This is a genomic window from Streptomyces sp. NPDC059002, from assembly GCF_042740435.1.
Classification (GTDB): Bacteria; Actinomycetota; Actinomycetes; order Streptomycetales; family Streptomycetaceae; genus Streptomyces.
On record NZ_JBHYJI010000030.1, the window covers coordinates 16,058 to 41,458 of the forward strand.

The window sequence follows — 25,401 nt, forward strand, 5'->3', positions numbered from 1 at the left end:
CACCACTGGCGAGCCTTAATTGGCGCCACGTGCGTCGCATGTGGCGCCATGATGGGAGACGGGTCGTGAAGGTGCAGGTCAGTGGCCCGACGCAGGGGCTGGATTTCTTGAGCGAGTCAGGGGTGCGGGGTGTGGTGCCACCGGGGGCCGCGGTGGCACCACTGCGGTTTCGGCGCCGTTCTTCCGGTGGGGCGCTCAGCGCACGGTGACGTTGAAGACCGGCGACAGGGTGGCACCGCTCTTCACGCGGAGGTCGTTCTTGCCCTTCAGGCCGAGCTTGACGCGCAGCGAGTACGCGCCGGACTTGTTGACCGTCGTGCTGGCGGGCAGCGTCTTCCAGGTGCCGCGCTGCTTCTGCTGCAGGCTCACCTTGCTGCCGGCCTTGATGCCCGTCGCCTTGCCGCTGACGCGCAGCTCCTGCCAGGCCTTCACGGAGGTCGCGGACGGCTTGGCGGTCAGCGCGGCCTTCGCCTTCGCGGTGGGGCTGGTCTTCTGCGAGCCGAGCCGCTTGCCGGTCTTGACGTCCCAGATCGTGTACGGCGTGCCGCCGCCCTGCGTCTTGCTGAACAGGCGCTTGCCGTCGGCGCTCAGGTGCACGTATATGCCGTTGTCGACGGTCTGGCCCGGCTTGATGACCTTGCCGTCGTAGTACGGCTTGCCGCCCTTGACCGTGATGAGGACACCGGCACCGATGTCGATCTTCGTGGCCTTCGCGGCGGCGGGCTGTACGGCGGCGGGGCGCTCGGGGGCGGGCGCGCTCGCCAGGGCCGCCGCGGCCGGAGCCAGCAGGGCCGTACCGGCGATGACCGAGATGGTGGCGGTACGCAGGGCGCTGCGGCGGTGGGTGATGGTGCGCATAACGGCGGTGTTCCCCTTCACGATGCGATGGTGTGCTCTCGCCCGGCGCGGACCCACTGGTCCGGTGGATCCGTACGGTTCAGAACTTTTGTCCTGTGCTGTCCGGCGAGTGCTGAATAAAGGTAAATCACCCGCCATTGCGGTCAGTTGACGGTCTTGTAACGGTGCGCCGTAGATCACCTCACGGCTGTGCGTCATCCGCGAGCCCCCTGCCGGTTTGACCTACCGCCGCCTCCTCTTCCAGTACGCCACCGTCACCGCGGCGAGCAGCGGCCCCCACAGCAGCAGCGGCAGATAACCGGCGTAGAAGAGGACCCCGTCCCAACCGCCTTGATTGCCGGGGTAGTCCGAGGGGGACTTGTCGCCGCGGATCGTGACGCCCGAGGCGTCGGCGACCACCACCGCCGTCCACATCGCCGTCAGGGCGAGCGAGCCGAGCGCGGCCGGGACCGCCGCGGCCAGGGGCGGGACCCTGCGGCCGCCGAGCAGGGGGATCCGGCGCGGGAACACCTCGCCCCACCTCGCCACCAGGCCCACCGCGGTGAACGCGAGCAGCTCGGACAGGAGCGAGAGCAGGACGACGTACACCTCGCCGGGGAGCCACGAGGGGAGGTTGCCGTCCTTTCCGTCGGCGTCCGGGGAGAACGCCGCGCCCAGCCGCCAGATGCTCGACGGCAGGACGACGAACGGGATGGCGTACGCGGCGTTCCTGGCCCAGCGCGGGACGCCCGGCACGGGGTCGTGCGCCGCGCGCCAGGCGGTGCGGAAGCGGCCGACAGGCGGGGGCGGTGTGGTGAGGGATGTCGTCGTTGTCGTCATGGCTCGAAGGCTGTCAATCAGGGGCCTGTCCGGGGATCGCCCGCCGGTTCCACGTCGCGGGGTGCGGCTCCGTCGCGCGGGGGAGGCGGCAACCGACCTGCGGATCACGCACCACCGGTCGTACGACCAAGGGACCAGAAGTCCACCGCCTCCGGACAGGGGCACAAGCCACTCACGCCTCTTACGCTGACCTGCATGACCGAGACTGGCGTCGCCGCCGATTCCATAGCCCCGCCCGCCCCGAAGGGAACCGGCGGTGTCCTCGGCAAGCCCTATCGCGCCCTCAGCGTCGGCATCGTCTCCGTCGTCCTGCTCATCGCCTTCGAGGCGACCGCCGTAGGGACCGCGATGCCCGTCGCGGCGCGCGAGCTCGACGGCGTCTCGCTGTACGCCTTCGCGTTCTCCGGGTACTTCACGACCAGCCTGTTCGGCATGGTCCTGAGCGGGCAGTGGGCCGACCGGCGGGGCCCGCTCGGGCCGCTCGCCACGGGGATCGGTCTGTTCGCGGCGGGGCTGCTGCTGAGCGGGACCGCCGCGGCGATGTGGCTGTTCATCCTGGGCAGGGCCGTGCAGGGACTCGGCGGCGGTCTGGTGATCGTCGCGCTGTACGTGATCGTCAGCCGGGCCTACCCGGAGCACCTGCGGCCGTCCATCATGGCGGCGTTCGCGGCGAGTTGGGTCGTGCCCTCGGTCGTCGGGCCGCTGGTCTCGGGGACCGTCACCGAACACCTCGGCTGGCGCTGGGTCTTCGTCGGCATCCCGGTCCTCGTCCTCGCGCCGCTCGCCCTCGCGCTGCCCGCGATCCGGCGGACCGCGTCGGGGCCGGTGGACCCGTCCGCGCCCGTCGCCGCCTTCGACCGGCGGCGCATCCGCCTCGCGCTGGGGATCTCGCTGGGGGCGGGGCTTCTGCAGTACGCCGGGCAGGACCTGAAGTGGCTCTCGCTGCTGCCCGCCGCGGCCGGTGCCGCCGTCCTCGTGCCCGCCGTCCTCGGGCTGCTGCCCAAGGGGACGTATCGGGCCGCCCGCGGGCTGCCGTCCGTGGTGCTGCTGCGCGGGGTGGCCGCCGGGTCCTTCATCGCCGCCGAGTCCTTCGTGCCGCTGATGCTCGTCACCCAGCGGGGGCTCAGCCCCACCATGGCCGGGCTCTCGCTCGCCGTGGGCGGTGCGACCTGGGCCCTCGGGTCGTACGTCCAGTCGCGGCCGCGCATGGAGCCGTACCGGGGGCGGCTCGTCTCCTTCGGGATGGTGCTCGTCGCCGCGGCCGTCGCCACCGCGCCGAGCGTCCTGATCGAGGCCGTGCCCGTGTGGATCGTCGGGGTCGCGTGGGGCTTCGGGTGCTTCGGCATGGGCATGGTCATCGCCTCGACCAGCGTGCTGCTCCTGCGGCTCTCGCCGCCCGAGGACGCCGGATCCAACTCGGCCGCGCTCCAGATCTCCGACGGCCTCTCGAACGTGATCCTGCTCGCCGCGGGAGGCGCCGCGTTCGCCGCGCTCGGCGGCGGCACGGTCGGCGCGACACATGGGGCGGGGGAGGCCGCCGGGTCCCATCCGGCCGCCTTCGTCGCCGTCTTCCTGCCGATGGCGGCGGTCGCCCTGGTGGGGGCGTGGGTGGGGACCCGGCTGCGGGAGCGGACGGGCTGACGCGTCCGTGTGACACCCGTCGCACCCGCCCCGGCACCCGCCTCGAACTCACGGGTACGTCAACACATCACCGGTAAGGTGGCCCGGTTGTCATACGTGCCGCCGACCTGCGAACCCGGAGACCGTGACTACCACCAGCGCCGCCGCCAACTCCTCCCACCACCTCTCTCCCGCCTTCCCCGGCCGTGCCCCCTGGGGCACCGCCAACAAGCTGCGTGCCTGGCAGCAGGGCGCGATGGAGCGGTACCTCCAGGAGCAGCCGCGAGACTTCCTCGCCGTCGCCACCCCCGGCGCCGGCAAGACGACCTTCGCGCTCACGCTCGCCTCCTGGCTGCTGCACCACCACGTCGTGCAGCAGGTCACCGTGGTCGCGCCGACCGAGCACCTGAAGAAGCAGTGGGCCGAGGCGGCCGCCCGTATAGGCATCAAGCTGGACCCGGAGTACAGCGCGGGCCCGCTCAGCAAGGAGTACCAGGGCGTCGCCGTGACGTACGCGGGCGTCGGCGTGCGGCCGATGCTGCACCGCAACCGCTCCGAGCAGCGCAAGACCCTCGTCATCCTCGACGAGATCCACCACGCCGGTGACTCCAAGTCGTGGGGCGAGGCCTGCCTCGAAGCCTTCGAGCCCGCCACCCGCCGCCTCGCGCTGACCGGTACGCCCTTCCGGTCCGACACCAACCCCATCCCCTTCGTCACGTACGAAGAAGGAAACGACGGCATCCGGCGCTCCTCCGCCGACTACACCTACGGCTACGGCAGCGCCCTCGGCGACGGCGTCGTGCGGCCCGTCATCTTCCTCTCGTACTCCGGCAACATGCGCTGGCGCACGAAGGCGGGCGACGAGATCGCGGCCCGGCTCGGCGAGCCCATGACCAAGGACGCCGTCTCGCAGGCCTGGCGCACCGCCCTCGACCCGCGCGGCGAATGGATGCCGAACGTCCTCAAGGCCGCCGACAAGCGGCTCACCGAGGTCAGGAAGGCCATCCCCGACGCGGGCGGCCTCGTCATCGCCTCCGACCAGGACTCCGCGCGCGCCTACGCCAAGCTGATCCGCGAGATCACCGGGACCAAGGCGACCGTCGTCCTCTCCGACGACACCGGCGCCTCCCAGCGCATCGACGACTTCAGCGAGGGCACCGACCGCTGGATGGTCGCGGTCCGCATGGTGTCCGAAGGCGTCGACGTGCCGCGCCTCGCGGTGGGCGTGTACGCGACGACGATCTCCACGCCGCTCTTCTTCGCCCAGGCCGTCGGCCGTTTCGTACGTTCGCGGCGGCGCGGCGAGACCGCCTCCGTGTTCCTGCCCACCGTCCCCGACCTGCTCGGCTTCGCCAACGAGATGGAGGTCGAGCGCGACCACGTGCTCGACAAGCCGAAGAAGGACGGCGAGGAGGACCCCTACGCCGAGTCCGAGCAGGAGATGGACGAGGCCAACAAGCAGCAGGACGAGGACACCGGGGAACAGGAACAGTTCTCCTTCGAGGCGCTCGAATCCGAGGCCGTCTTCGACCGGGTGCTCTTCGACGGCGCCGAGTTCGGCATGCAGGCGCACCCGGGCAGCGAGGAGGAGCAGGACTACCTCGGCATCCCCGGACTCCTCGAACCCGACCAGGTGCAGATGCTGCTGCAGAAGCGGCAGGCCCGGCAGATCGCCCACAGCAAGAAGAAGCCGGACACCGAGGCCGATCTCCTCGAACTCCCCGCCGAGCGGCGCCCGGTGGTCTCCCACAAGGAACTCCTCGAACTCCGCAAGCAGCTCAACACGATGGTCGGTGCGTACGTCCATCAGAGCGGCAAGCCGCACGGCGTGATCCACACCGAGCTGCGGCGCACCTGCGGCGGGCCGCCGAGCGCCGAGGCCACGGCGGGGCAGCTGCGGCAGCGCATCGCGAAGGTCCAGGAGTGGGCGACCCGCATGAAGTGACCGCCCGGTACCGGCGGGTGCCGGGAGCGGCGTGTTCCGAGTGCGGAGGGCTTGTGCCGAGGTGGTGCAAGCCCCTGACGTGGTGCGCCCCGCGTAACGGGGCAAGTGGGGGCGCTAGGGGCGCCGCGGTGCCCGGATTCTGGACGAAGTCTTCCGCTCAGCGGGACGGCCTCGCTACTGTCCCCGCAACGCACACGCCCCGTGGCAGCGCCGCCGCGGAGCGCAGCCGGTGTACCGACCGGCGGCCTCTGACGCGCGTCGCCCACGGGACCGGCGGCGCAACCGCCGCGTAAAGGGGCCGTCGACCCTCACCTAAGGAGTGGGCGTCGTGACCGCGGAGACTTCCCAGACGCTCGACCGAGGACTGCGCGTCCTCAAGCTGCTGGCCGACACCGACCATGGGCTCACGGTCACCGAGCTGTCCAACAAGCTCGGTGTGAACCGCACCGTGGTGTACCGCCTGCTCGCCACGCTCGAACAGCACGCACTCGTACGACGCGACCTGGGCGGCCGCGCCCGCGTCGGCCTCGGCGTGCTCCGCCTGGGCCGCCAGGTCCACCCCCTGGTCCGCGAGGCCGCGCTGCCCGCGCTGCGCTCGCTCGCCGAGGACATAGGCGCCACGGCCCACCTGACCCTGGTCGACGGCACGGAAGCGCTGGCCGTCGCGGTGGTGGAGCCGACCTGGACGGACTACCACGTCGCCTACCGCACGGGTTTCCGGCACCCCCTGGACCGCGGCGCCGCGGGCCGCGCCATCCTCGCCGCCCGCCAGGGCCTGGTGACCGACCCCGGGTACGCGCTCACGCACGGCGAACTGGAAGCGGGCGCGAGCGGGGCCGCGGCGCCCCTGGTCGGCGTGACCGGCATAGAGGGCAGCGTGGGCGTGGTCATGCTGTCGGACTCGGTGCCGGAGAGGGTGGGGCCGCGGGTGGTCGACGCGGCGCGCGAGGTAGCTGATGCGTTGCGCTGAGGCCGCGCGGGCGGACCGGCCACGGGGTGCTGTCATCGCCGGCTGCGCCGAGCTCGTCCTCAATCGCCGGACGGGCTTCATATCCCCGCACGTTAGATTGACCCTGTGTTTTCCCTCGCGCGCCTCACTCGCCCCCAGGCCCTCGCCGTCTGCGCCCTGCCCGTCGCGGCCCTGATCGCCGTCGCGGGGCTCGCGCCGCTGCCGTTCGCCGTGGCCCAGCCCGGCGGCACGGCGAACGTGCTCGGGGAGCACGAGGGCAAGCCGGTCCTCACGATCACCGGGGCGCCGACCCGGAAGACCGACGGTGAGCTGCGGATGACGACCATCGTGGCGACCGGGCCGCAGATGGACGTGCACCTGGGCGACGTGGTCGACGGCTGGTTCCGCACCGACCGGGCGGTGATGCCCAAGGAGGCGGTCTACCCGGTCGGCGACAACGAGAAGGAAGTCGAGAAGCACAATCTCGGCGACATGAAGGAATCGCAGGACGACGCCACGAAGGCGGCGCTGTCCTATCTGAAGGCCAACGGCGTGGACGACACCGACGAGGTGAAGGTCGACGCCGACCTCGGCAAGATCGGCGGGCCCAGCGCGGGCCTGTTCCTCGCCCTCGGCATCATCGACAAGCTGGACGGCGACGGCAGCGGCGGCGACCTCACGGGCGGCCGCAGCATCGCGGGCACCGGCACGATCAAGGCCGACGGCACGGTCGGCCCGGTCGGCGGCGTCTCCATGAAGACGCAGGGCGCGCGGCGCGACGGCGCGACGGTCTTCCTCGTCCCTCAGGCCGAGTGCTCGGACGCCCAGGCCGAACTTCCGAAGGGGCTGCGGCTCATCCCGGTCAAGACACTGTCGGGCACGGTCGACTCGCTGCGGGCCCTGGAGAAGGGCGAGAAGGTCCCGAGCTGCTGACGAGACGAAGGCCCAACTCGACCAGGGTCCAGCCGAGTTGAGCACGGAGCGGGTGGCGCTGCGCTAAGGGCGGCGCCGCTTGGTGGAGCTCGGTGGCGCGGGTGTGGTGCAGGATCAGGTGGATGTCGGGGTGCATGGCTCGTCCCTTTCAGTCGCTTTCGCCCCTCGGGCGGGTCGGGAAGACGTGGGAGTGGACGCGCACCTTGGCCACGTCCGGGGTGTCCGGCTCCGGCGCCAACGCCCGGTAGCTCTCGATGAGTTCATGGACTCTGTGGCTCAGCTCGGAGGCGAGTGCGGGTGTCAGCGTCAGCGTGAAGTCGCTGGTGTCCGCGGCCTCGATCCACTCCTGTGACCACTCGTGCCGTGTGCCGAGCCAGGTGGACACCTCCTGTGAGCGCTGCGTCGCGTACTCGTGCAAGAGGGTGTCGAGCGCGCCGCGCACTTCCGGGTTCGGGTTGCGCAGGAGGCCCTCGTCGGTCCAGGTGCCCTGGTGGGTGGAGCGCCACCACCGCTCCCGCCCCTTGCCCCGCTCGGGATCGTCCTCGACGAATCCGTACTCCGCGAGCTGACGCAGGTGGTAGCTGGTTGCGCCGCTCGACTCGCCCAGGCGGGCGGCGAGTTGGGACGCGGTGCCGGGGCCGTCGTGCCGCAGCGAGGTGAGCAGTCGCATCCGCAGCGGATGCGCGAGCCCGCGCAGCGAGCGCGGGTTGAGGTGATGGACCTTGCGGGGCTGCGGCTCTTCCGTCATGCCCGTCAGCGTAGGCATGCAAAGACTCCGTTGCAACGGTTTCTTTGCAACGGAGTCTTTGGAACTGTCGAAGGCGCCCCGCCAGAATCGGCTACTCCTTCACGAACCCCTCCTGAACCAACCAGTCCTTGGCCACCTCATGAGGGTCCTGACCCTCCACGTCCACCTTGGAGTTGAGGTCCTGCGCGACCGTGTTGTTCAGCTTCTTGGTGATGGGGTCGAGGACCTCCGCCATCTCGGGGTACTTCTCCAGGGACTTGCTGTTGATCTCGGGCGCGGCGTTGTAGTTGGGGAAGAAGTGCTTGTCGTCCGCCATCACCGTGAGGTCCATCGCCTTGATGCGGCCGTCGGTGGTGAAGACCTCGCCGTAGGTGCACGTGCCCTTGGACGCCTGCGTGTAGATGATGCCGGTGTCCATCTTGGTGATGTTGGAGGCCGGGACCTTCATCCCGTACGCCTTCTGCATGCCGGGCAGACCGTCGTCCCGCGAAGCGAACTCGCTCTCCACGCAGAGCGTGACGGCATTCGGGTCGGACTTGGAGAGCGCCGCCACGTCGGAGAGCGTCTTCGTCTTGTACTTCGCCGCGTTCTTCTGGTTCATCGCGAGCGCGTACGTGTTGTTGAGTGCGGCGGGCGGCAGCCAGGTGATGCCGTTCTTCAGGTCCGCGTCGTGCACGGCCTGCCACTGCTTCTGCGGGTCGTCGATGGGATCGGAGTTGCCCTGGTAGGTGATCCAGGCGGTGCCCGTGTACTCGTACATGGCGTCCGCGTCACCGCCCTTGACCGCCTCGCGCGCACCGATGGAGCCCTGGATGCCGGTGCGGTCGAGCACGTCCGCGCCCGCCGCCTGGAAGGCGATGCCCATGATCGCGCCGAGGATCAGCTGCTCGGTGAACTCCTTGGAGGTGACGGTGAGGTCCGCGCCCTTCAGGGGCAGCCCCTTGCCGATCGAGCCGGGCTTGACGTCGTCCACCATCGGGCTGCCGCTGGTGAGTCCGCACCCGGCGAGCAGCGCTCCGACCGCCGTCGCGACGACGGCCGTACGCGTGGTGATCCTCATGACCGCACCTCCAGACCGCGTGGACGCAGGAACAGTTCGGCCAGGGAGGCCAGCCAGTCCACCAGGAGCGCGAGCGCGATCGTCAGGATCGAGCCGAGCATCAGGACCGGCATGCGCTGGTTGGTCATCCCCGTCGTGATCAGGTCGCCGAGGCCGCCGCCACCGCCGAAGGTGGCGAGGGTGGCCGTGCCGACGTTGAGGACGAGCGCCGTGCGGACGCCCGCGAGGATCAGCGGTACGGCCAGCGGGAGTTCGACCTTGCCGAGCACTCCCATCGCCGACATGCCGATGCCGCGCGCGGCTTCGAGGAGGGTGGGGTCGTTCGCCTTCAGGCCCGCGATCGTATTGGAGAGGACGGGCAGTACGGCGTAGATGATGATGCCGATCAGGGCGGCCTTCTCGCCGATGCCGAGCCAGATCACCAGGAGCGCGAGCAGGCCGATCGCGGGGGTGGCCTGGCCGATGTTGGCGAGCGCCATCGCCGCGGGGGCCGCCTTGCGCAGTCGCTTGCGGGTCAGCAGGATGCCCAGCGGGATCGCGATGATCAGGACGAAGAAGGTCGAGATCGCGGTGAGCTGGATGTGCTGACGCAGCCGGAGCCAGACGTTGCCGTCCGCGAGGGCGTTCCTGGAGATCGAGTCGAGGTCCGCCTGATGGAACCACCACCAGGTCAGCAGCAGGATCACCGCGAGCACGGCGGGCAGGAAGGTGAGCTTCTGCCAGGTGACGCGGGGCGGCTGCTTGTCCGGCGACGCGGGCGGCGGGGCCTCCTGTTCGGCCTCGCCGACGTCCCGGAAGGCGAGCCCCTTGACCTCGTGCTCGCCCTCGGGGCGGCTCTGCGAGGTGTCCTTGGGCGACGGTTTGCGGTCGGGGATCCGGGGTGTGTCCCCGGGCAGCGGCGGGGGAGTCATGCCTTGGTCTCCCCTCCGTCGCCTTCCTGCTCCTGGTGGGTCAACTGGGCGCGCTGCTCCTCCAGTTCGTGCTGGTGCTCCACGGCTTCGAGGCGGTCGGCCTCCAGCATCTCGTGGACGGAGTTCATCAGCGTCTCCATGTCGACGACGCCCGTGTACTCGCCGCGCCGCCCGGTCACCGCGACCCGGCCCGCGTTGTCCGTGAGGACCGCTTCGAGGGCGTCGCGCAGCGTGGCGTCGCGGGTCACCGTGTCGTGCACGAGGGTGCCCGCGCGGGCCAGCGAGCCCTTGGCGCGCATCAGGTCGCCGCGCCGCAGCCACTTGTAGGGGCGGCCGCGCTTGTCGAGGAGGAGCAGTTCGTTGGTGCCGCCCGCGCGCAGCTTGTTGAAGATGTCCTGGAGCGGGTCGTCGATGGTCACCGTCGGGACGTCGGCGATCTCCACGTCGCGTACGCGGGTCAGGTTGAGGCGCTTGAGGGCCGCGCCCGCGCCCACGAAGCCGGAGACGAAGTCGTCGGCGGGGTTGGTGAGGATGGCTTCCGGGGTGTCGAACTGCGCGATGTGCGAGCGCTCGCGCAGGACGGCGATGCGGTCGCCGAGCTTGATGGCCTCGTCGAAGTCGTGGGTGACGAAGACGATGGTCTTGTGCAGCTCGTGCTGGAGCCGGATCAGCTCGTCCTGGAGGTGGTCGCGGGTGATCGGGTCGACGGCGCCGAACGGCTCGTCCATCAGGAGTACGGGCGGGTCCGCGGCCAACGCCCTTGCCACGCCCACGCGTTGCTGCTGTCCGCCGGAGAGCTGGCGCGGATAGCGGCCGTGGAACTCGCCCGGGTCGAGCCCGACGAGGTCGAGCATCTCCTCGACCCGGGACTTGATCTTCGACTTTCCCCAGCCGACCATCTTCGGTACGAGGGCGATGTTCTGGGCGACCGTCATGTGCGGGAAGAGTCCGGAGGACTGGATCGCGTAGCCGACCTTGCGGCGCAGCTTCACGGGGTCGATGTCGGTGACGTCCTCGCCGTTGATGCGGATGCGGCCGCTGGTCGGCTCGATCAGCCGGTTGATCATCTTCAGGGTGGTCGATTTACCGCAGCCGGACGGGCCGACGAAGATGACGATCTCGCCCGCCTTGATCTCCATGCTGACGCTGTCGACGGCCGGTTCGCCGCTGCCCGGATAGCGCTTGGTGAGGTTCTCCAGCTCGATGGTCGCCCCGGACGTACCGGAGGAGCCGGACGTGCCGGAGGCGTCCGCCGCCTCGTCCTGCGCCGTCTCGCGTGCGGTGGTCTCAGACACGGATACCCCTCGAAATCGTCAGCCGGCCGATCAGGACGTACGCGGCGTCGAAGAGCAGCGCGAGGATGATGATCCCGAGCGTGCCCGCGAGCACCTGGTTGAGCGCGTTCTTGGAGCCGAGCGAGCCGATGCCGCGGAAGATCTCGTTGCCGAGGCCGGGCCCGGACGCGTACGCGGCGATGGCGGCGATGCCCATCAGCATCTGCGTGGAGACCCGGATGCCGGTCAGGATGGGCGGCCAGGCGATCGGCAGTTCCACCTTGAAGAGCCGGGCGATCCTGGACATCCCGATGCCCTTCGCCGCGTCGACGAGCGAGGGGTCGACGCCGCGCAGGCCCACGATCGCGTTGCGCACGATCGGCAGGAGTCCGTACAGGGTGAGTGCGATGACGGTCGGTGCGACACCGAGGCCCACGACCGGGATCAGCAGACCGATCATGGCGAGCGAGGGGATGGTCAGGATGGTGGAGGTGGTGGTCGTGGCCAGGTTGCCCGCCCACTCGCTGCGGTAGGTGAAGACGCCGATCAGTACGCCGATGACGGTCGCCACGACCATGCACTGGAAGACGGCGCTGGCGTGCTGGTACGCGTCCGTCAGGAGCTGCTGGTGACGGTTGCCGAGGTAGTCCCAGAAATTCACTGAAGTGCTCACCTCGTTCTTCCGAAGGGACTCACGGGTCGATGACTCAGGGTCTTCCGTGACTCATGGGCCTGCTGTGACTCAGGGGTCTTCGGACGCCTGCTCCACCAGCGGGATGATCCGCAGCGGAACGGGGTTTTCCATGACGATCGCCGTGGAGGCCCGGACGATGCCATCAAAACCCACGACCCGGTCGATCACACGTTGGAGATCCGCGTTGGACCGGGCCACGAGGCGGCAGAGCATATCGCCGTGCCCCGTGGTCGTATGCAGTTCGAGCACCTCGGCCACGCCCGCCAAGTGGGCGCGTACGTCCGCGCCCTGACCCTGTTTGATCTCCAGCGTCGCGAACGCCGTGACCGGGTAGCCGAGCGCGGCGGGATCGACCTCGGGGCCGAATCCACGGATGACTCCATTCGACTGAAGCCGGTCCATCCGGGCCTGCACCGTGCCGCGCGCGACGCCGAGCCGCCGGGACGCCTCAAGAACCCCGATACGCGGCTCACGCGCCAGGAGCACGATGAGCCTGCCGTCCAAATGATCGATCGCCATGCCGCCTCCTGGATGGTCATGATGTACAGATAGCCCGGCCATACTGGTATGTCGCTATGCAGATTGACCAGTGAAAACGCCAACTATTGCGCACCTTGTGGATCGGCGGGAGCCTCGGGCCATGGCAGCTACTTCCGCGAACCCCACCCACACCACCCCCGACACCGCGCGCGAGGCCGATCCCTTCCCGGTCAAGGGAATGGACGCGGTCGTCTTCGCCGTGGGCAACGCCAAGCAGGCGGCGCACTACTACTCCACCGCCTTCGGCATGAAGCTCGTGGCCTACTCCGGACCGGAGAACGGCAGCCGCGAGACCGCCAGTTACGTGCTCACGAACGGCGCCGCCCGCTTCGTCCTCACCTCCGTCATCAAGCCCGCCACCGAATGGGGCCACTTCCTCTCGTCGCACGTGGCCGAGCACGGCGACGGCGTCGTCGACCTCGCCATCGAGGTGCCCGACGCGCGCGCCGCGTACGCCTACGCCGTCGAGCACGGCGCCCGCGGCATCACCGAGCCGTACGAGGTCAAGGACGAGAACGGCACCGTCGTGCTCGCCGCCATCGCCACCTACGGCAAGACCCGGCACACGCTCGTGGAGCGCGTCGACTACGACGGTCCATACCTGCCCGGATTCGTCACCGCGAAGCCGGTCGTCGAGCCCCCGGCCAAGCGCACCTTCCAGGCCATCGACCACTGCGTCGGCAACGTCGAACTCGGCAAGATGAACGAGTGGGTCGGCTTCTACAACAAGGTCATGGGCTTCACGAACATGAAGGAGTTCGTGGGCGACGACATCGCGACCGAGTACTCCGCGCTGATGTCGAAGGTCGTCGCGGACGGCACCCTGAAGGTGAAGTTCCCGATCAACGAGCCCGCGATCGCGAAGAAGAAGTCGCAGATCGACGAGTACCTGGAGTTCTACGGCGGCGCCGGCGTCCAGCACATCGCGCTCGCCACGAACGACATCGTCGAGTCCGTGCGCACGATGCGCGCGGCGGGCGTGCAGTTCCTGGACACCCCCGACTCGTACTACGACACCCTCGGCGAGTGGGCCGGTGAGACCCGGGTGCCCGTCGAGACCCTGCGCGAGCTGAAGATCCTCGTCGACCGCGACGAGGACGGCTACCTGCTGCAGATCTTCACCAAGCCGGTCCAGGACCGCCCGACCGTCTTCTTCGAGATGATCGAGCGGCACGGCTCGATGGGCTTCGGCAAGGGCAACTTCAAGGCGCTCTTCGAAGCGATCGAGCGGGAGCAGGAGAAGCGGGGCAATCTGTAGCGCGGGCCAGTCGCGGGCTGCGCCCAGCTCGTCCTCAATCGCCGGACAGGCTTGACCTGTCCGGCGATTTCGCGTTCCGGTGCGGCTAGTGTGCGGTCATGGCCAGGATCAACGACGTCGGTGGCATGCAGGGCTTCGGGCCGCTCGACACCAGCGACGACACCGAGCCCTTCCACGCCGACTGGGAGGCGCGGGTGTTCGCGCTGAACAGTGCGCTCGTACGTGAAGGCGTCTACAACCTGGACGAGTTCAGGGACGCCATCGAGACGATGGAGCCGTCCGCGTATCTGGCGGCCTCGTACTACGAGCGGTGGTTCCACGCGATCCGCACGCTCCTGGACCGCAAGGGCGTCGTCGCGCTGGCGGAACTCGATGACTGACCGCTTCCGGCCCGGCGCCCGGGTGCGCACCGTGCACCACGACCCGCCCCACCACACCCGCCTGCCGCGCTACGCCCGCGGCAAACGCGGCGTGATCGTCGAGCCCGAGGGCCGCCACCCGCTGGCCGACGTCCGCTCGCAGGGGCGCGACGACGCGCCCGTCGAGCAGGTGTACGCGGTGCGGTTCGCGGCGCGCGAGCTGTGGGGCGAGGGCGACCACCATGTCGTACTCGACCTGTGGGAAAGCTATCTGGAGGACGGGACGCCATGAGCGGCACACACGCGGACGCGCTGATCTCGCGCCAAGTCCGGCGTCTTGAAACCCTGTTGGAGGACCGCGGCATCGTCGTCGGCGCCGCACTCGACGAGATGCTCGACGCCTTCCTCGACGGCGCGACCCCACTGAACGGCGCGCGGGTCGTCGCACGGGCCTGGACGGACCCGGCGTACAGGCGGCGGCTGCTCGCCGACGGCACCACGGCCGTGACCGAACTGGGCTTCTCCGCGGGGGGAGTTCAGCCGCAGCGGCTGCGCGTCGTCGAGAACACGCAGGACACCCACAACGTCGTCGTGTGCACGCTCTGTTCCTGCTATCCGGTGCGGCTGCTCGGGCCTTCGCCCAGCTGGTACAAGAGCGAGGCGTACCGGTCGCGGGTCGTGCGGGAACCTCGTGCGGTTCTGCGGGAGTTCGGGGTGGAGCTGCCTGAAGGGGTGGGGGTCACGGTGTGGGACTCCAGCGCGGAGACGCGCTATCTCGTGCTGCCTCGGCGGCCTTCTGGCACGGAGGCCCTGACAGAGGAGGAACTGGCGGCCCGGGTGACCCGGAACGGGCTGATCGGCACGGCCGTGCTTTAGCGCCCCGCCGGGCGGGCGGTGGGTGGTGCGGTCGTGCCCCGGCCGCGGGCCGGTGGGGGCTTGTCGCGCAGTTCCCCGCGCCCCTGACGGGGCGCTACCGCCTGGCCGCGAGGCATGGCCGGGCGCGGCGCGTACATCTCCTCCGGGCCGCCCTCCGGCGGCTCGCCCAGTGCGGCGAGGGACTCCTTGGCCGCCGGTACGCCGAGGGGGGAGAAGTAGGGGTTGATCCGCAGGGCCTCACCGAGGTGGCGGCGGGCCGCGCCGTAGTAGCCCAACTCCCGTTCGATCTGGCCGCGGTGGAAGGCGAAGAGGGCGCTGCGCGGGCCTTTCTCCATCGCCTTCGTGACGAGCTTCAGGCCCGCCTCGCCGTCGCCGGAGCGGTGCAGCGCCCAGCCGAGCGCGTCGGCGGTCGCCGGGCTGCCGTGCCGCTTGTACTCGGCGGTGAGGCGCTCCACCGCCGCGTCCGCGTCCCCGTGGTCCGCCTCGAACAGGCCGAGGATGCGTTCGTTGTTGACCCCGCCCGCACCCTCCTGCCGCACCCGGGCCCGCAGCGCGTCGTACTGGGCGCGGGCCGCCGGGCCGAGCTTCAGCGACTCGTACAACTCGCCCAGTTCCAGGGCGTATTCGGGCATCGGCTGCTTGGTGAGCGCCGCGCGGTACGCCTGCAGCGCCGCCGAGGAGCGGCCCAGCGAGGCGAGGGCGCGGCCCCGGCCCGCCAGCGAGGGGTGGTGGTCGGGGTCGGCCGCCAGCGCCGCGTCGTAGTACCGCAGCGCCTCCGTCGGCTCGCCCCGCTCCCAGGCGAGTTCGGCGACCCGGTGCAGGCACGCCGCCTTCAGGGCCGGGGCGTCGGCGAGCGACGCCGCGTCGGTGAGCGCGGCGTTCGCGTCCTCGCGCCAGCCGCGGTCGCGGTAGACCTGCCCGGCCCGCGTCATGACCGCGGCGCCCGAGCCCAGTTCCTGCAGCGATGCGAGGGCCTTGCCGACGGCCTTGGTGTCGCCGAGCCCGGTGTAGGCGTCGATCAGCGCGGGGTAGGACGTCCACCGCTTCGGCGCCAGCCTGGCCGCCCGCTCGCCCCACTTCCTCGCCGTGCGGTAGTCGTGCCGTGCGTTGGCGAGCGCGGCGAGTCCCGTCAGGGCCTCGGCGTTGCCCTGCGGACCGGTCTTCAGCGAGGTGCGGAGGGCCTGTTCGGCCTTCGGGTAGTACGCGACGTCGGCGGTCCGCGTGCCCTGCGCGACATAGGCCGAGCCGAGCACCGCCCAGGACTGGCCGTCGCCGGGGTGCGTCCGCAGATGCGTCTCGCGCTCGCCGATGAGCGCCGCCAGATCGGGCAGCGCGGCGGGCACCCCCGCGCCCACGGCCACCATCGCGCGCCCGGCGGGCCCGAGCGCGGGCGGCGCCGCGTCCCCGCCGTCCGGGGGCAGCAGCACGAGGACGCCGCCGAGCACCGCGCTCGCCGCGACGGACGCGATCAGCACACGCTTCACCGAAGGCTTCATGGCGGACTTGGAAGGCTCCATGACGCTCACTGTGCGGCAATGCCTTCAATACGAAGAGCACATCCCGGCGGCCTGGAACGGCGTCGCACACGGGTTCACACCGATGGCCCCGGGTGCAAGGCTGTGATCATGAGCCGCACACTCATCGAACTCCTCCAGGAGGGCCTGCCCGCAGCGGCGGTCCTCACGGACCCGGACATCACGTCCTCGTACGCCCACGACATGGCGAGCTTCTGCGACGCGGGCGTGCCCGCCGTGGTCGTCCTGCCGCGCACCGTCGAACAGGTCCAGCACGTGATGCGCACCGCCACCGCGCTGCGCGTCCCCGTCGTCCCGCAGGGCGCTCGCACCGGCCTGTCGGGTGCCGCCAACGCCACCGAGGGCTGCATCGTGCTGTCCCTCGTCAAGATGGACCGCATCCTGGAGATCAGCCCCGTCGACCGGATCGCGGTCGTCGAGCCGGGCGTCGTCAACGCCACCCTCTCCCGCGCGGTCAACGAACACGGTCTCTACTACCCGCCGGACCCCTCCAGCTGGGAGACGTGCACCATCGGCGGCAACATCGGCACGGCCTCCGGCGGCCTGTGCTGCGTGAAGTACGGGGTCACCGCCGAGTACGTCCTCGGGCTCGACGTCGTCCTCGCCGACGGGCGCCTCATGAGCACCGGACGCCGCACGGCCAAGGGCGTCGCGGGATACGACCTCACCCGGCTCTTCGTCGGCTCCGAGGGCAGCCTCGGCATCGTCGTACGGGCGGTCCTCGCGCTCAAGCCGCAGCCGCCGCAACAGCTGGTCCTCGCCGCCGAGTTCGGCTCCTCGCAGGCCGCCTGCGACGCCGTGTGCAGGATCATGGAAACAACAAGGCGCGAAGCGCTTCCGCAGAAGGGCGGTGGTGGGAGACGGGCGGGCGGCCACGTCCCGTCGCTCCTCGAACTGATGGACCGTACGACGGTGAAGGCCGTGAACGCGCTGGCGCAGATGGGCCTGCCCGAGACCACCGAGGCGCTGCTCCTGTGCGCCTTCGACAGCACGGACCCCGCGGCCGATCTCGCCGCCGTCGGCGCGCTCTGCGAGGCCGCGGGCGCCACCCAGGTGGTCCCGGCCGAGGACGCCGCCGAGTCGGAACTCCTGCTCCAGGCGCGGCGGTTGTCCCTCACGGCGCTCGAAGCCGTCAAGGGCACCACGATGATCGACGACGTGTGCGTGCCGCGCACCAGGCTCGCCGACATGCTCGACGGCGTCGAGCGCATCGGCGAGAAGTACGGTCTGACCATCGGGGTCTGCGCGCACGCGGGCGACGGCAACACCCATCCCACCGTCTGCTTCGACGCGGCAGACCCCGACGAGGCCAGGCGCGCCCGCGAGTCCTTCGACGAGATCATGGCCCTCGGCCTCGAACTCGGCGGCACCATCACCGGCGAGCACGGCGTCGGGGTCCTGAAGAAGGAATGGCTGGCACGCGAGATCGGCCCGGTGGGAGTGGAGATGCAGCAGGCCGTCAAGGCGGCCTTCGACCCGCACTCACTCCTCAACCCGGGCAAACTGTTCTGACTCTCCTCGTGAGGTTCTCTCTCCGCTCCCGCCCCCGTGGCGGCGGAGTTCACTCACCGTCCTTGGACTCGTCCGAGGGCCACGGGTCGCACAGCCACAGCTCGTCCCCGTGGCCGCGGCCCGGAGTGGGTGCGAGCAGCTCGGCGAGGCCGTCGTCGATGCCGAGCTGCTCGGACTCAGAGCCCGGAGGGACCACCCGCAGCGTCCGCTCCAGCCAGGCGGACACGGCCGCGGCCGGCGCTTCGAGGAGCGCGTCGCCGTCCGGCGAACTGAGCGCCATCAGGACGACGCTGCGCCCTTCCACCTTCGTCGGCCAGACCCGCACGTCACCGTGACCGCACGGCCTGAACACCCCCTCCACCAGGAGCTCACGGGCGAACGTCCAGTTCACCGGGTGCTCGGAGCCGATGTGGAAGGCGATGTGGACGGCGTAGGGATCGTCGGTGCGGTAGGTGAGGCGGGCCGGGACGGGGATGGCCCGTTCCGGCGAGAGGACCAGCTTGAGCTCCAGCTCGCGTTCCACCACGGAGTGCATGTCGTGTGCTTCCTTTCCTCGTGCGGGGCCCTGGGAGCGGACCCGTACGAGTGGAGAGCGCGAGATCCCCGGAGCATTACGCGGGTTCTGGAAAATTTCTTCGTACGACTTTGCAGAGGTGCCCGGCAGGGGGTGCGGGCCCGGCGGGGGATGTGTGGGGAGCGTGCCCGGAAAGTGGTCCGTAGGGCGGGAGCGGCCCAGTGGGACACGGAGGTCTGATAGATGTGGAGCCCTTAAAAGACCCCCGAGCAGATACGGGACGACGGACATGAGCGCCCCAACTCCGGCCCCAGGCGACGACAGGCCCCGCGAAGGCTACTACCCCGACCCGTCCATTCCCGGATATGTCCGGTACTGGAACGGTGCCGCCTGGGTGCCCGGTACGAGCCGTCCCGCGCCGACCGACGGCGAACCCCTGCCGGCCCCGCCCGGCGTGGCCGCCGCGGCCCCGCCCGCGACGCCCGCGCCCGCGGAGGAGACGGGCCCCGTTTTCTTCGACGAGGAGCCCGCCGCCGAACCCGACCCCGAGCCCGCCGCCGAGCCCGCCGCCGACTCCGCGCAGCACGGCACCAGGCCCGAGCCCGCGTCCGCCTGGCAGGCCGACGCCACCCGGCAGGCCGGACTCGGCGGCGACGCGGAGCGCCGGGTGTCCTGGGGCGCCCCGGGACAGGCCGACCCGCGCGTGCCCAGCGACAGCGCGCCGCGCACGGACGCGGCGGCGGGCGCCGAACCCGCCAAGGCTGCCGGACCCGCCAAGCCCGCCACGCCCGCCAAGCCTGCGGAGCCGTCGGAGGACCAGAGCAACCCCGGCACCGTCGCGATCCGCGCCATCAAGCCCGGCGCCCCCAAACCGCCCGCCACCGAGGGCACAGTGACGTTCCGTCGGCCGACGGGACCGGTCAGCCCCGCGCCCGCCGCTTCGGGCGGCACCGAAGGCACCATGGCGATCCGCGCGCTGCGGCCCAAGTCCGCGCAGGCCTCCGTGCCGCCGCAGACGGCCACGCCTGCGCAGGCCCCCGCGCCGCAGGCCCAGCCTCAGCCGAACGCCGCGCACCCCCAGCCCTCCGTGCCGCAGCAGGGCGGCGCCCCCTCGCCCGTCACCGCGGGCCCCGGCGGCGGCTCGCCGTCCTGGGCGCAGCAGGTCCACCAGCTCGCCGGTGCCACCCCGGCCGCGACGCCGCAGGGCGACGGGCAGCCCGTCGTGCCGTGGAAGCCGGTGGCCAGCGACCCGTTCCTCGCGATGGCGCAGAACCAGGCGTCGGCCAGGCCCGCCGGGCTCGGCAGGCGTCTCGCCGCGCGGCTCATCGACACGGTCGTCCTCGTCGCCGTCACCGGTGCCGCCGCACTGCCGCTCGGCACCAAGGCCGCCGACCACATCGACAGCAAGATCGACGCGGCGAAGCTGTCCGGCGAGAAGACCACGGTCTGGCTGCTCGACGGCACCACCTCGGGCTACCTCGGCATCATCCTCGCCGTCCTGCTGCTCTTCGGCGTCGTGTACGAGGCGCTGCCCACCGCCAAGTGGGGCCGCACCCTCGGCAAGAAGGTGTGCGGGCTCGACGTGCGGGACATCGAGGAGCACGCGACGCCGACGTTCGGGGCGGCGCTGCGGCGCTGGCTGGTGTACAGCGTGCCGGGGGTGCTCGTGATCGGGGTCGTGGGAGTGCTGTGGTGCCTCTTCGACAAGCCCTGGAAGCAGTGCTGGCACGACAAGGCGGCCAACACGTTCGTGGCGGGATGACGGCAAGGCACGCCGTGGGGTGACGGGGCGGCGGCGCGCCGGGTAACCCGGTCAGCCGCTCGCCGGATGCGGAGCCGGGGCCGTCGCGGTCGACTCGGGCCATGAGCACCGAACCGCCGCAATACCCGCCCCCGGACGACGATCCGTTCAAGAAACAGCCGCCGCAGCAGCCCCCGCAGGGCGGCGGCTCCCCGTACGACTCCCCGCCGCCCGGCGGCGGATCCCCCTACGGGAGCCCGCCCCCGGGTGACGGCGGCGGCTCTCCCTACGGCACCCCGCCGCCGCCCCCGCCCTACGGGGGCGACCCCTATGGCTCGGCCGGTGGACCCGGCGGCTACGGCGGGCCGGATCCCCTCGCCGGGATGCCGCCCCTGGCCGACAGCGGAAAGCGTGTGCTCGCCCGCATCATCGACATGATTCTGGTGGGCATCGTCGTAGGCCTGCTGTCCTGGCTCTTCGGCACGGCGGAGTACGACATCGACCCGGACAAGATGAACACGGGCAAGTCGTTCGGCCAGTCCCTGCTGGCCGCCGTGCTCTACATCGCGTACGACACCTTCATGATCTCCAAGACCGGGCAGACGCTCGGCAAGAAGTGGCTGGGCATGCGCGTCGCGAACCTCAACGACGGGGCGACGCCCAGCATGCAGACCGCGCTGGCCCGCGCGGCCGTCCTCTGGCTGCCGTTCGCGTTCTGCTGCGCCTGCATCTGGACGGCGATCAGCGGCGGCTGGAGCTTCTTCGACAAGCCCTACAAGCAGGGCCTGCACGACAAGGCCGCGAAGACAGTGGTGGTCAGCACCTAGCCGACGTCAAGGGGGTGCGGCGGCACTGGATCCGGCGGGTTCGTTACTTACGGGCCCGCCGGTTCGCTCACCACGGAGTCGGCGAGCACGGCACGCTGGGCCGGCACGCGCTCCTCGGCGGGCGCGGGGGAGGGCAGGGTGCGGGCGGCGGGATTCGCCGGTTTGGGGAGCGGGACCGTCAGCGCCACCAGTAAGCCGAGGCCGAGTGCGGCCAGGGCTATCACCGCGATGCCGACCCCGGAACTGGTCTGGGAGAGCAGCAGCATGGCGAGGGTGGAGAAGACGACGGTCACGGAACCGTAGGCGATCTGTGCGGTGGTCGGACGAGGCATGGGACGAGGCATGACGTGATCCGTCCTCGGCAGTGATCCCCCCACGCTTTTGGCCATGGGGGTGAATGCGGATGTATGAACGGCTGTATACGAATCAAAGGGGGCTCGACGGCGGCGACTTGGGATGTGCCGCCACGCGCGGTAGCGCACCGTCGATTGACTCTATTCCGCTGCATGCCCGACGGGAACGGGTGGTAAGCGTGACCTAACCCACGGTGCCGGAGCACAGGGGGCGCACGGGTTCATGGCGTCCATCAAGTGGACGTTATGGCGCGCCCGTTGATGATTTCCGTGGGGGAGTGCCCCGTGTCCGGATACCGGATCCCGGGGTCTGCATAGTGCACTTGGCCTGTTCAAGTCAAGGTCTGTCTTTTCTCCCGTACTTCCGGTCGAATGTCGTCACTTGTGACGCGTACATCGCGCGCGGACCTCCTCCGACCGGGAATTTCGGTCCGCCATTTTCGCGCGGGCGCGGGGGAGGACAGCATCAAGTGACAGTCAGAACACGGACGTTCAGAGCCACCGCGGTGGCCGTGGCGATGGCCGCGGCCGCCGCGACGTTCTCGGCGGCAGCGGCGTCGGCCGACGACAGCGGCACCTCGGGCGGGGCGCCTGCCGTCGACCGGCAGGATCCGTCGCGGGCCAAGGCCCAGGTCGACCACGACCTCGACGGGCCGTTCAGCAAGCAGCAGGCGCAGCAGCGCAAGGCGGCCCTGCAGCAGGTCGTCGCGGGCGACGCCAAGGTCCAGAAGAAGGGCGGCTCCCAGGTCGTCAAGCTCGACGACAAGAAGTACGTCGAGCTCGGCCGGGAGAAGACCGACAAGATCTTCACGATCCTGGTGGAGTTCGGGGACAAGGTCGACGACACGACCATGTACGACCCGGACGGCCCCGAGGGTCCGGAGCAGCCGGTCAAGAAGTACGGCGGCAAGCCGGGCCCGCTGCACAACAAGATAGCCAAGCCGGACCGTGCCAAGGACAACAGCACGGCCTGGCAGGCGGATTACAACCAGCAGCACTTCCAGGACCTGTACTTCGGGAAGGGCAAGGACTCCAAGGGCAAGCAGAAGGAGTCCCTGAAGACCTACTACGAGAAGACCTCCTCCGGCCGTTACTCGGTCGACGGTGAGGTCTCCGACTGGGTCAAGGTCGACTACAACGAGGCCCGTTACGGCTCGAACTACTGCGGCGACACCAACTGCCCGAACGTCTGGGACGCGGTCAAGGACGGCGTGACCGCCTGGGCCAAGGACCAGAAGGCCAAGGGCCGTACGGACGAGCAGATCAAGACGGATCTCGCCAAGTACGACCAGTGGGACCGCTACGACTTCGACAACGACGGCAACTTCAACGAGCCCGACGGCTACATCGACCACTTCCAGATCGTCCACGCGGGCGAGGACGAGTCGGCCGGCGGCGGCGTCGAGGGCGAGAACGCCCTGTGGGCGCACCGCTGGTACGCGTACGGCAACGACGCGGGCAAGACCGGCCCCGCGGACAACAAGGCCGGCGGCACCCAGATCGGCGACTCGGGCATCTGGGTCGGCGACTACACCATGCAGCCGGAGAACGGCGGCCTCGGCGTCTTCGCCCACGAGTACGGCCACGACCTCGGCCTGCCCGACCTGTACGACACCACGGGCAAGGGCGAGAACTCGGTCGGCTTCTGGTCGCTGATGTCGGCCGGTTCCTGGCTCGGCACCGGCAAGGACTCCATCGGTGACCTGCCGGGCGACATGACCGCCTGGGACAAGTTCCAGCTGGGCTGGCTCGACTACGCCAAGGCCAAGGCGGCCACGACCTCCGAGCACAAGCTGGGCGTCGCGGAGTACAACACCCGCCACCGCCAGGCGCTCGTCGTCGACCTGCCGAAGAAGTCCGTCACCACCACCGTCGCGAAGCCCACCGAGGGCGCCAAGCAGTGGTGGAGCGACCAGGGCGACGACCTCAAGAACACCCTGACGCGGTCGGTCGACCTGACCGGCAAGTCCAAGGCCGAGCTCTCCCTTGACGGTTGGTGGGACATCGAGGCCAACTACGACTGGCTCTACACCGAGGTCTCGACGGACAACGGCGCCAACTGGACGCCGATCGACGGCACCGCGGACGGCAAGCCGATCCCCCGCGACGCCGGTGACAAGCCCGCGTTGACCGGTGCGTCCGCCAAGTACAAGAAGCTGGTCTTCCCGCTCGACGCCTACGCGGGCAAGAAGTTCGACATCCGCTTCCGCTACTCCACGGACGGCGGCGCGGGCGGCAAGGGCTTCGCCGCCGACTCCCTCGCGATCACCGCGGACGGCGCCAAGCTCTTCGAGGACGGCGCCGAGGGCGACGACAACGGCTGGACGGCGAAGGGCTTTTCGCGCATCGGCGAGTCCTTCACCAAGAAGTACGACCAGTACTACCTCGCCGAGAACCGCCAGTACGTGTCCTACGACAAGACCCTCAAGGTCGGCCCGTACAACTTCGGTTCGAAGGCCCGCCCCGACTGGGTCGAGCACTACCCGTACCAGACCGGCCTGATGGTCTGGCAGTGGGACACCGCGCAGAAGGACAACAACACCAGCCAGCACCCCGGCGAGGGTCTGATCCTTCCGGTCGACGCCCACGCCAAGCCGCTGAAGTGGCAGGACGGCACGGTTCTGCGCAACAAGATCCAGCCGTTCGACGCGCCCTTCAGCAAGTTCGCGACCGACAAGTTCACGCTCCACGACAAGGACGTCGCGCTGAAGATCAAGTCCCAGAAGGGCGTCCCGGTCTTCGACGACCGCAAGGGCACCTACTGGTACAAGGAGAACCCCACGGGAAGTGTCAAGGTCACTGACACCAACACTCAGATCAAGATCATCAAGCAGCCCAAGGACGGCTCGACGATCACGGTCCAGGTGGGTCCCTCCACCAAGTAATTAGCGTTTCCGCAGGTCAAACCATGATCGGCCGTCGCCCTCTAGCGGGCGGCGGCCGATCGTGTTTAGGTGCGTGCTGTGGATTTCTTATTGACGCGGGGTCCGGCCAGGGACCCCGTGCGATGTCTCACGGGGGTGTGACGAACCATGTCCGCAGGAGGTTTCTGCAAGCTGCCGAACGGCAGCGTGGTGGTGGCCCTGACGCTGCCGAGCCCGTCGCCGGGCGGCGGCACGGTCCGCATGATCGTGCACGCGGTGAACCGGGCGAGGGCGCTGACACGCCTGCGGAACCTGGGCCTGCGGGCGGTCTACCTCCGCGGCAACGCGGAGCCGCCCACGCCGGACGAGATCACGGCGGTCCTGCACCATCCGGACGGCCTGATATGGCGCGCGGCGCCGGACGACTCCAGGGAGCTGTGGCACCCGATCAGGGCGCTGAAGAGGCAGAATTCCGCCCCCTCCGGCGTGAATACCAGCCCCTCCGGCGTGTGAGGAGCGGGGTCCGGGGCGGAGTCCCGATTCGGTCACACGACGGGCTTCCCGACGAGCTCGACCCCCGCCGAGCGCATCTCGGCGACCGCCGCCTCCGTGGTCGCCTCGGCGACCCCCGCGGTCAGGTCGAGGAGAACCGTCGTCCTGAACCCCTCCCGGGCCGCGTCCAGAGCGGTGGCCCGCACGCAGTGGTCCGTGGCAAGCCCCACCACGTCCACCTCCGTGATCTCCCGCTCCCGCAGCCACTCCGCCAAGGAGACCCCGTTCTCGTCGACGCCCTCGAACCCGCTGTAGGCCGCCGAGTGCGCCCCCTTGTCGAAGACCGCGTCGATCGCGCCGGAGGCGACGACCGGGGCGAAGTTCGGGTGGAAGCCGATCCCCTCCGTGCCCGCCACGCAGTGCGGCGGCCAGGAGTCGACGTAGTCCGGGCTCGCGGAGAAGTGGCCGCCGGGGTCGATGTGGTGGTCGCGGGTGGCCACGACGTGCCGGTAGCCCGCCGGGGCCTGGCCGATGAGCTCGGTGATGGCGGCGGCCACGTCCGCACCGCCGGCCACCGCGAGGCTGCCGCCTTCGCAGAAGTCGTTCTGCACATCGACGACGATCAGTGCGCGGCGCATGGCGGGTGTCCTTCGGCTGGGAGACTACGAGCGTAGGGAATTCAAGTAGGTTGCGGGAAGGGGCAATTGAAGCGTCCGGCG

The 25,401-nt window shown here is 70.2% G+C and carries 25 protein-coding genes; 13 read left to right on the forward strand and 12 right to left on the reverse strand.

Translation table 11 applies throughout. From position 1 onward, the window contains the following. Positions 1-195 precede the first annotated feature (195 nt). Positions 196-858, reverse strand: a complete 663-nt coding sequence (locus tag ACFWZ2_RS25100; RefSeq protein WP_384549229.1) for a hypothetical protein — start codon at positions 856-858, stop codon at positions 196-198. Between the two features lie 222 nt (positions 859-1,080). Continuing rightward, positions 1,081-1,677, reverse strand: a complete 597-nt coding sequence (locus ACFWZ2_RS25105; RefSeq protein WP_384549231.1) for a hypothetical protein — start codon at positions 1,675-1,677, stop codon at positions 1,081-1,083. Between the two features lie 195 nt (positions 1,678-1,872). On the opposite strand from ACFWZ2_RS25105, the gene ACFWZ2_RS25110 reads away from it, so the two are divergent. The 4 genes from ACFWZ2_RS25110 to ACFWZ2_RS25125 all read left to right on the forward strand — a co-directional run bounded on the left by ACFWZ2_RS25110 (position 1,873) and on the right by ACFWZ2_RS25125 (position 7,124). Continuing rightward, the gene (locus tag ACFWZ2_RS25110; RefSeq protein WP_384549233.1) at positions 1,873-3,318 is read left to right on the forward strand and encodes an MFS transporter; all 1,446 of its coding nucleotides are present in this window, start codon (positions 1,873-1,875) and stop codon (positions 3,316-3,318) included. A 124-nt stretch (positions 3,319-3,442) separates the two neighbouring features. Beyond that, positions 3,443-5,242, forward strand: coding sequence for a DEAD/DEAH box helicase (locus tag ACFWZ2_RS25115; protein ID WP_384549235.1), 1,800 nt, complete (start codon positions 3,443-3,445; stop codon positions 5,240-5,242). Between the two features lie 328 nt (positions 5,243-5,570). Beyond that, positions 5,571-6,212, forward strand: a complete 642-nt coding sequence (locus ACFWZ2_RS25120) for an IclR family transcriptional regulator (protein WP_384549237.1) — start codon at positions 5,571-5,573, stop codon at positions 6,210-6,212. Between the two features lie 105 nt (positions 6,213-6,317). Beyond that, complete coding sequence (locus ACFWZ2_RS25125; protein ID WP_384549239.1) at positions 6,318-7,124, forward strand: S16 family serine protease; 807 nt, start codon at positions 6,318-6,320, stop codon at positions 7,122-7,124. A 148-nt stretch (positions 7,125-7,272) separates the two neighbouring features. Here the strand turns inward: ACFWZ2_RS25125 and ACFWZ2_RS25130 are convergent, their stop codons facing one another. The 6 genes from ACFWZ2_RS25130 to ACFWZ2_RS25155 all read right to left on the reverse strand — a co-directional run bounded on the left by ACFWZ2_RS25130 (position 7,273) and on the right by ACFWZ2_RS25155 (position 12,330). Beyond that, positions 7,273-7,890 (reverse strand): ArsR/SmtB family transcription factor, encoded by a 618-nt coding sequence (locus ACFWZ2_RS25130; RefSeq protein WP_384549241.1) that lies wholly within the window; start codon positions 7,888-7,890, stop codon positions 7,273-7,275. A gap of 73 nt (positions 7,891-7,963) precedes the next feature. Further along, positions 7,964-8,932 (reverse strand): glycine betaine ABC transporter substrate-binding protein, encoded by a 969-nt coding sequence (locus tag ACFWZ2_RS25135; RefSeq protein WP_384549243.1) that lies wholly within the window; start codon positions 8,930-8,932, stop codon positions 7,964-7,966. Next, positions 8,929-9,843 (reverse strand): ABC transporter permease, encoded by a 915-nt coding sequence (locus ACFWZ2_RS25140; RefSeq protein ID WP_384549245.1) that lies wholly within the window; start codon positions 9,841-9,843, stop codon positions 8,929-8,931. Before ACFWZ2_RS25140 ends, ACFWZ2_RS25135 begins: the two co-directional genes overlap by 4 nt. Continuing rightward, a complete protein-coding gene (locus tag ACFWZ2_RS25145; RefSeq protein WP_384549247.1) occupies positions 9,840-11,138 on the reverse strand; it encodes a betaine/proline/choline family ABC transporter ATP-binding protein in 1,299 nt (432 codons plus the stop codon). Before ACFWZ2_RS25145 ends, ACFWZ2_RS25140 begins: the two co-directional genes overlap by 4 nt. Beyond that, positions 11,131-11,778, reverse strand: a complete 648-nt coding sequence (locus tag ACFWZ2_RS25150; RefSeq protein WP_384549393.1) for an ABC transporter permease — start codon at positions 11,776-11,778, stop codon at positions 11,131-11,133. The genes ACFWZ2_RS25145 and ACFWZ2_RS25150 overlap by 8 nt, the downstream gene beginning before the upstream one ends. 81 nt (positions 11,779-11,859) lie before the next feature. Beyond that, positions 11,860-12,330, reverse strand: coding sequence for an Lrp/AsnC family transcriptional regulator (locus ACFWZ2_RS25155; RefSeq protein ID WP_055549677.1), 471 nt, complete (start codon positions 12,328-12,330; stop codon positions 11,860-11,862). 121 nt (positions 12,331-12,451) lie between these two features. Here ACFWZ2_RS25155 and hppD point away from each other — a divergent pair, with 121 nt between their 5' ends. The 4 genes from hppD (at position 12,452) to nthA (ending at position 14,844) form a co-directional block, all read left to right on the forward strand. Beyond that, positions 12,452-13,609: a 4-hydroxyphenylpyruvate dioxygenase gene (gene hppD, locus ACFWZ2_RS25160; RefSeq protein WP_384549249.1), complete on the forward strand. Its 1,158-nt coding sequence runs from the start codon at positions 12,452-12,454 to the stop codon at positions 13,607-13,609. Between the two features lie 98 nt (positions 13,610-13,707). Continuing rightward, positions 13,708-13,989, forward strand: coding sequence for a hypothetical protein (locus ACFWZ2_RS25165; RefSeq protein WP_384549251.1), 282 nt, complete (start codon positions 13,708-13,710; stop codon positions 13,987-13,989). Then, positions 13,982-14,260: an SH3-like domain-containing protein gene (locus tag ACFWZ2_RS25170; protein ID WP_384549253.1), complete on the forward strand. Its 279-nt coding sequence runs from the start codon at positions 13,982-13,984 to the stop codon at positions 14,258-14,260. The genes ACFWZ2_RS25165 and ACFWZ2_RS25170 overlap by 8 nt, the downstream gene beginning before the upstream one ends. Next, a complete protein-coding gene (nthA, locus tag ACFWZ2_RS25175; RefSeq protein WP_384549255.1) occupies positions 14,257-14,844 on the forward strand; it encodes a nitrile hydratase subunit alpha in 588 nt (195 codons plus the stop codon). Before ACFWZ2_RS25170 ends, nthA begins: the two co-directional genes overlap by 4 nt. Here nthA and ACFWZ2_RS25180 read toward each other — a convergent pair. Then, positions 14,841-16,361, reverse strand: a complete 1,521-nt coding sequence (locus tag ACFWZ2_RS25180; protein ID WP_384549257.1) for a tetratricopeptide repeat protein — start codon at positions 16,359-16,361, stop codon at positions 14,841-14,843. The genes nthA and ACFWZ2_RS25180 overlap by 4 nt on opposite strands. A 108-nt stretch (positions 16,362-16,469) precedes the next feature. On the opposite strand from ACFWZ2_RS25180, the gene ACFWZ2_RS25185 reads away from it, so the two are divergent. Next, positions 16,470-17,891 carry an FAD-binding oxidoreductase gene (locus ACFWZ2_RS25185; RefSeq protein WP_384549259.1) on the forward strand — a complete coding sequence of 474 codons (1,422 nt, stop codon included), beginning with the start codon at positions 16,470-16,472 and terminating at the stop codon, positions 17,889-17,891. 49 nt (positions 17,892-17,940) lie between these two features. Here ACFWZ2_RS25185 and ACFWZ2_RS25190 read toward each other — a convergent pair whose 3' ends face one another. Beyond that, positions 17,941-18,426, reverse strand: coding sequence for an SsgA family sporulation/cell division regulator (locus tag ACFWZ2_RS25190; protein WP_384549261.1), 486 nt, complete (start codon positions 18,424-18,426; stop codon positions 17,941-17,943). A 268-nt stretch (positions 18,427-18,694) separates the two neighbouring features. Between ACFWZ2_RS25190 and ACFWZ2_RS25195 the strand changes: the two genes are divergently transcribed. Then, positions 18,695-20,167, forward strand: coding sequence for an RDD family protein (locus ACFWZ2_RS25195; protein ID WP_384549263.1), 1,473 nt, complete (start codon positions 18,695-18,697; stop codon positions 20,165-20,167). Positions 20,168-20,268: 101 nt separating this feature from the next. Then, a complete protein-coding gene (locus ACFWZ2_RS25200) occupies positions 20,269-20,973 on the forward strand; it encodes an RDD family protein (protein ID WP_384549265.1) in 705 nt (234 codons plus the stop codon). A gap of 47 nt (positions 20,974-21,020) precedes the next feature. On the opposite strand, the gene ACFWZ2_RS25205 is transcribed toward ACFWZ2_RS25200, so the two are convergent. Further along, complete coding sequence (locus ACFWZ2_RS25205; RefSeq protein WP_384549267.1) at positions 21,021-21,305, reverse strand: hypothetical protein; 285 nt, start codon at positions 21,303-21,305, stop codon at positions 21,021-21,023. A gap of 539 nt (positions 21,306-21,844) precedes the next feature. Between ACFWZ2_RS25205 and ACFWZ2_RS25210 the strand changes: the two genes are divergently transcribed. Next, entirely contained in the window at positions 21,845-24,211 is a 2,367-nt protein-coding gene (locus ACFWZ2_RS25210) for an immune inhibitor A domain-containing protein (RefSeq protein ID WP_384549395.1), read from the forward strand. 147 nt (positions 24,212-24,358) lie between these two features. After that, positions 24,359-24,703, forward strand: a complete 345-nt coding sequence (locus tag ACFWZ2_RS25215; RefSeq protein ID WP_384549269.1) for a hypothetical protein — start codon at positions 24,359-24,361, stop codon at positions 24,701-24,703. 32 nt (positions 24,704-24,735) lie between these two features. Here ACFWZ2_RS25215 and ACFWZ2_RS25220 read toward each other — a convergent pair whose 3' ends face one another. Beyond that, positions 24,736-25,320, reverse strand: a complete 585-nt coding sequence (locus ACFWZ2_RS25220; RefSeq protein ID WP_384549271.1) for an isochorismatase family protein — start codon at positions 25,318-25,320, stop codon at positions 24,736-24,738. Positions 25,321-25,401: the final 81 nt, after the last annotated feature.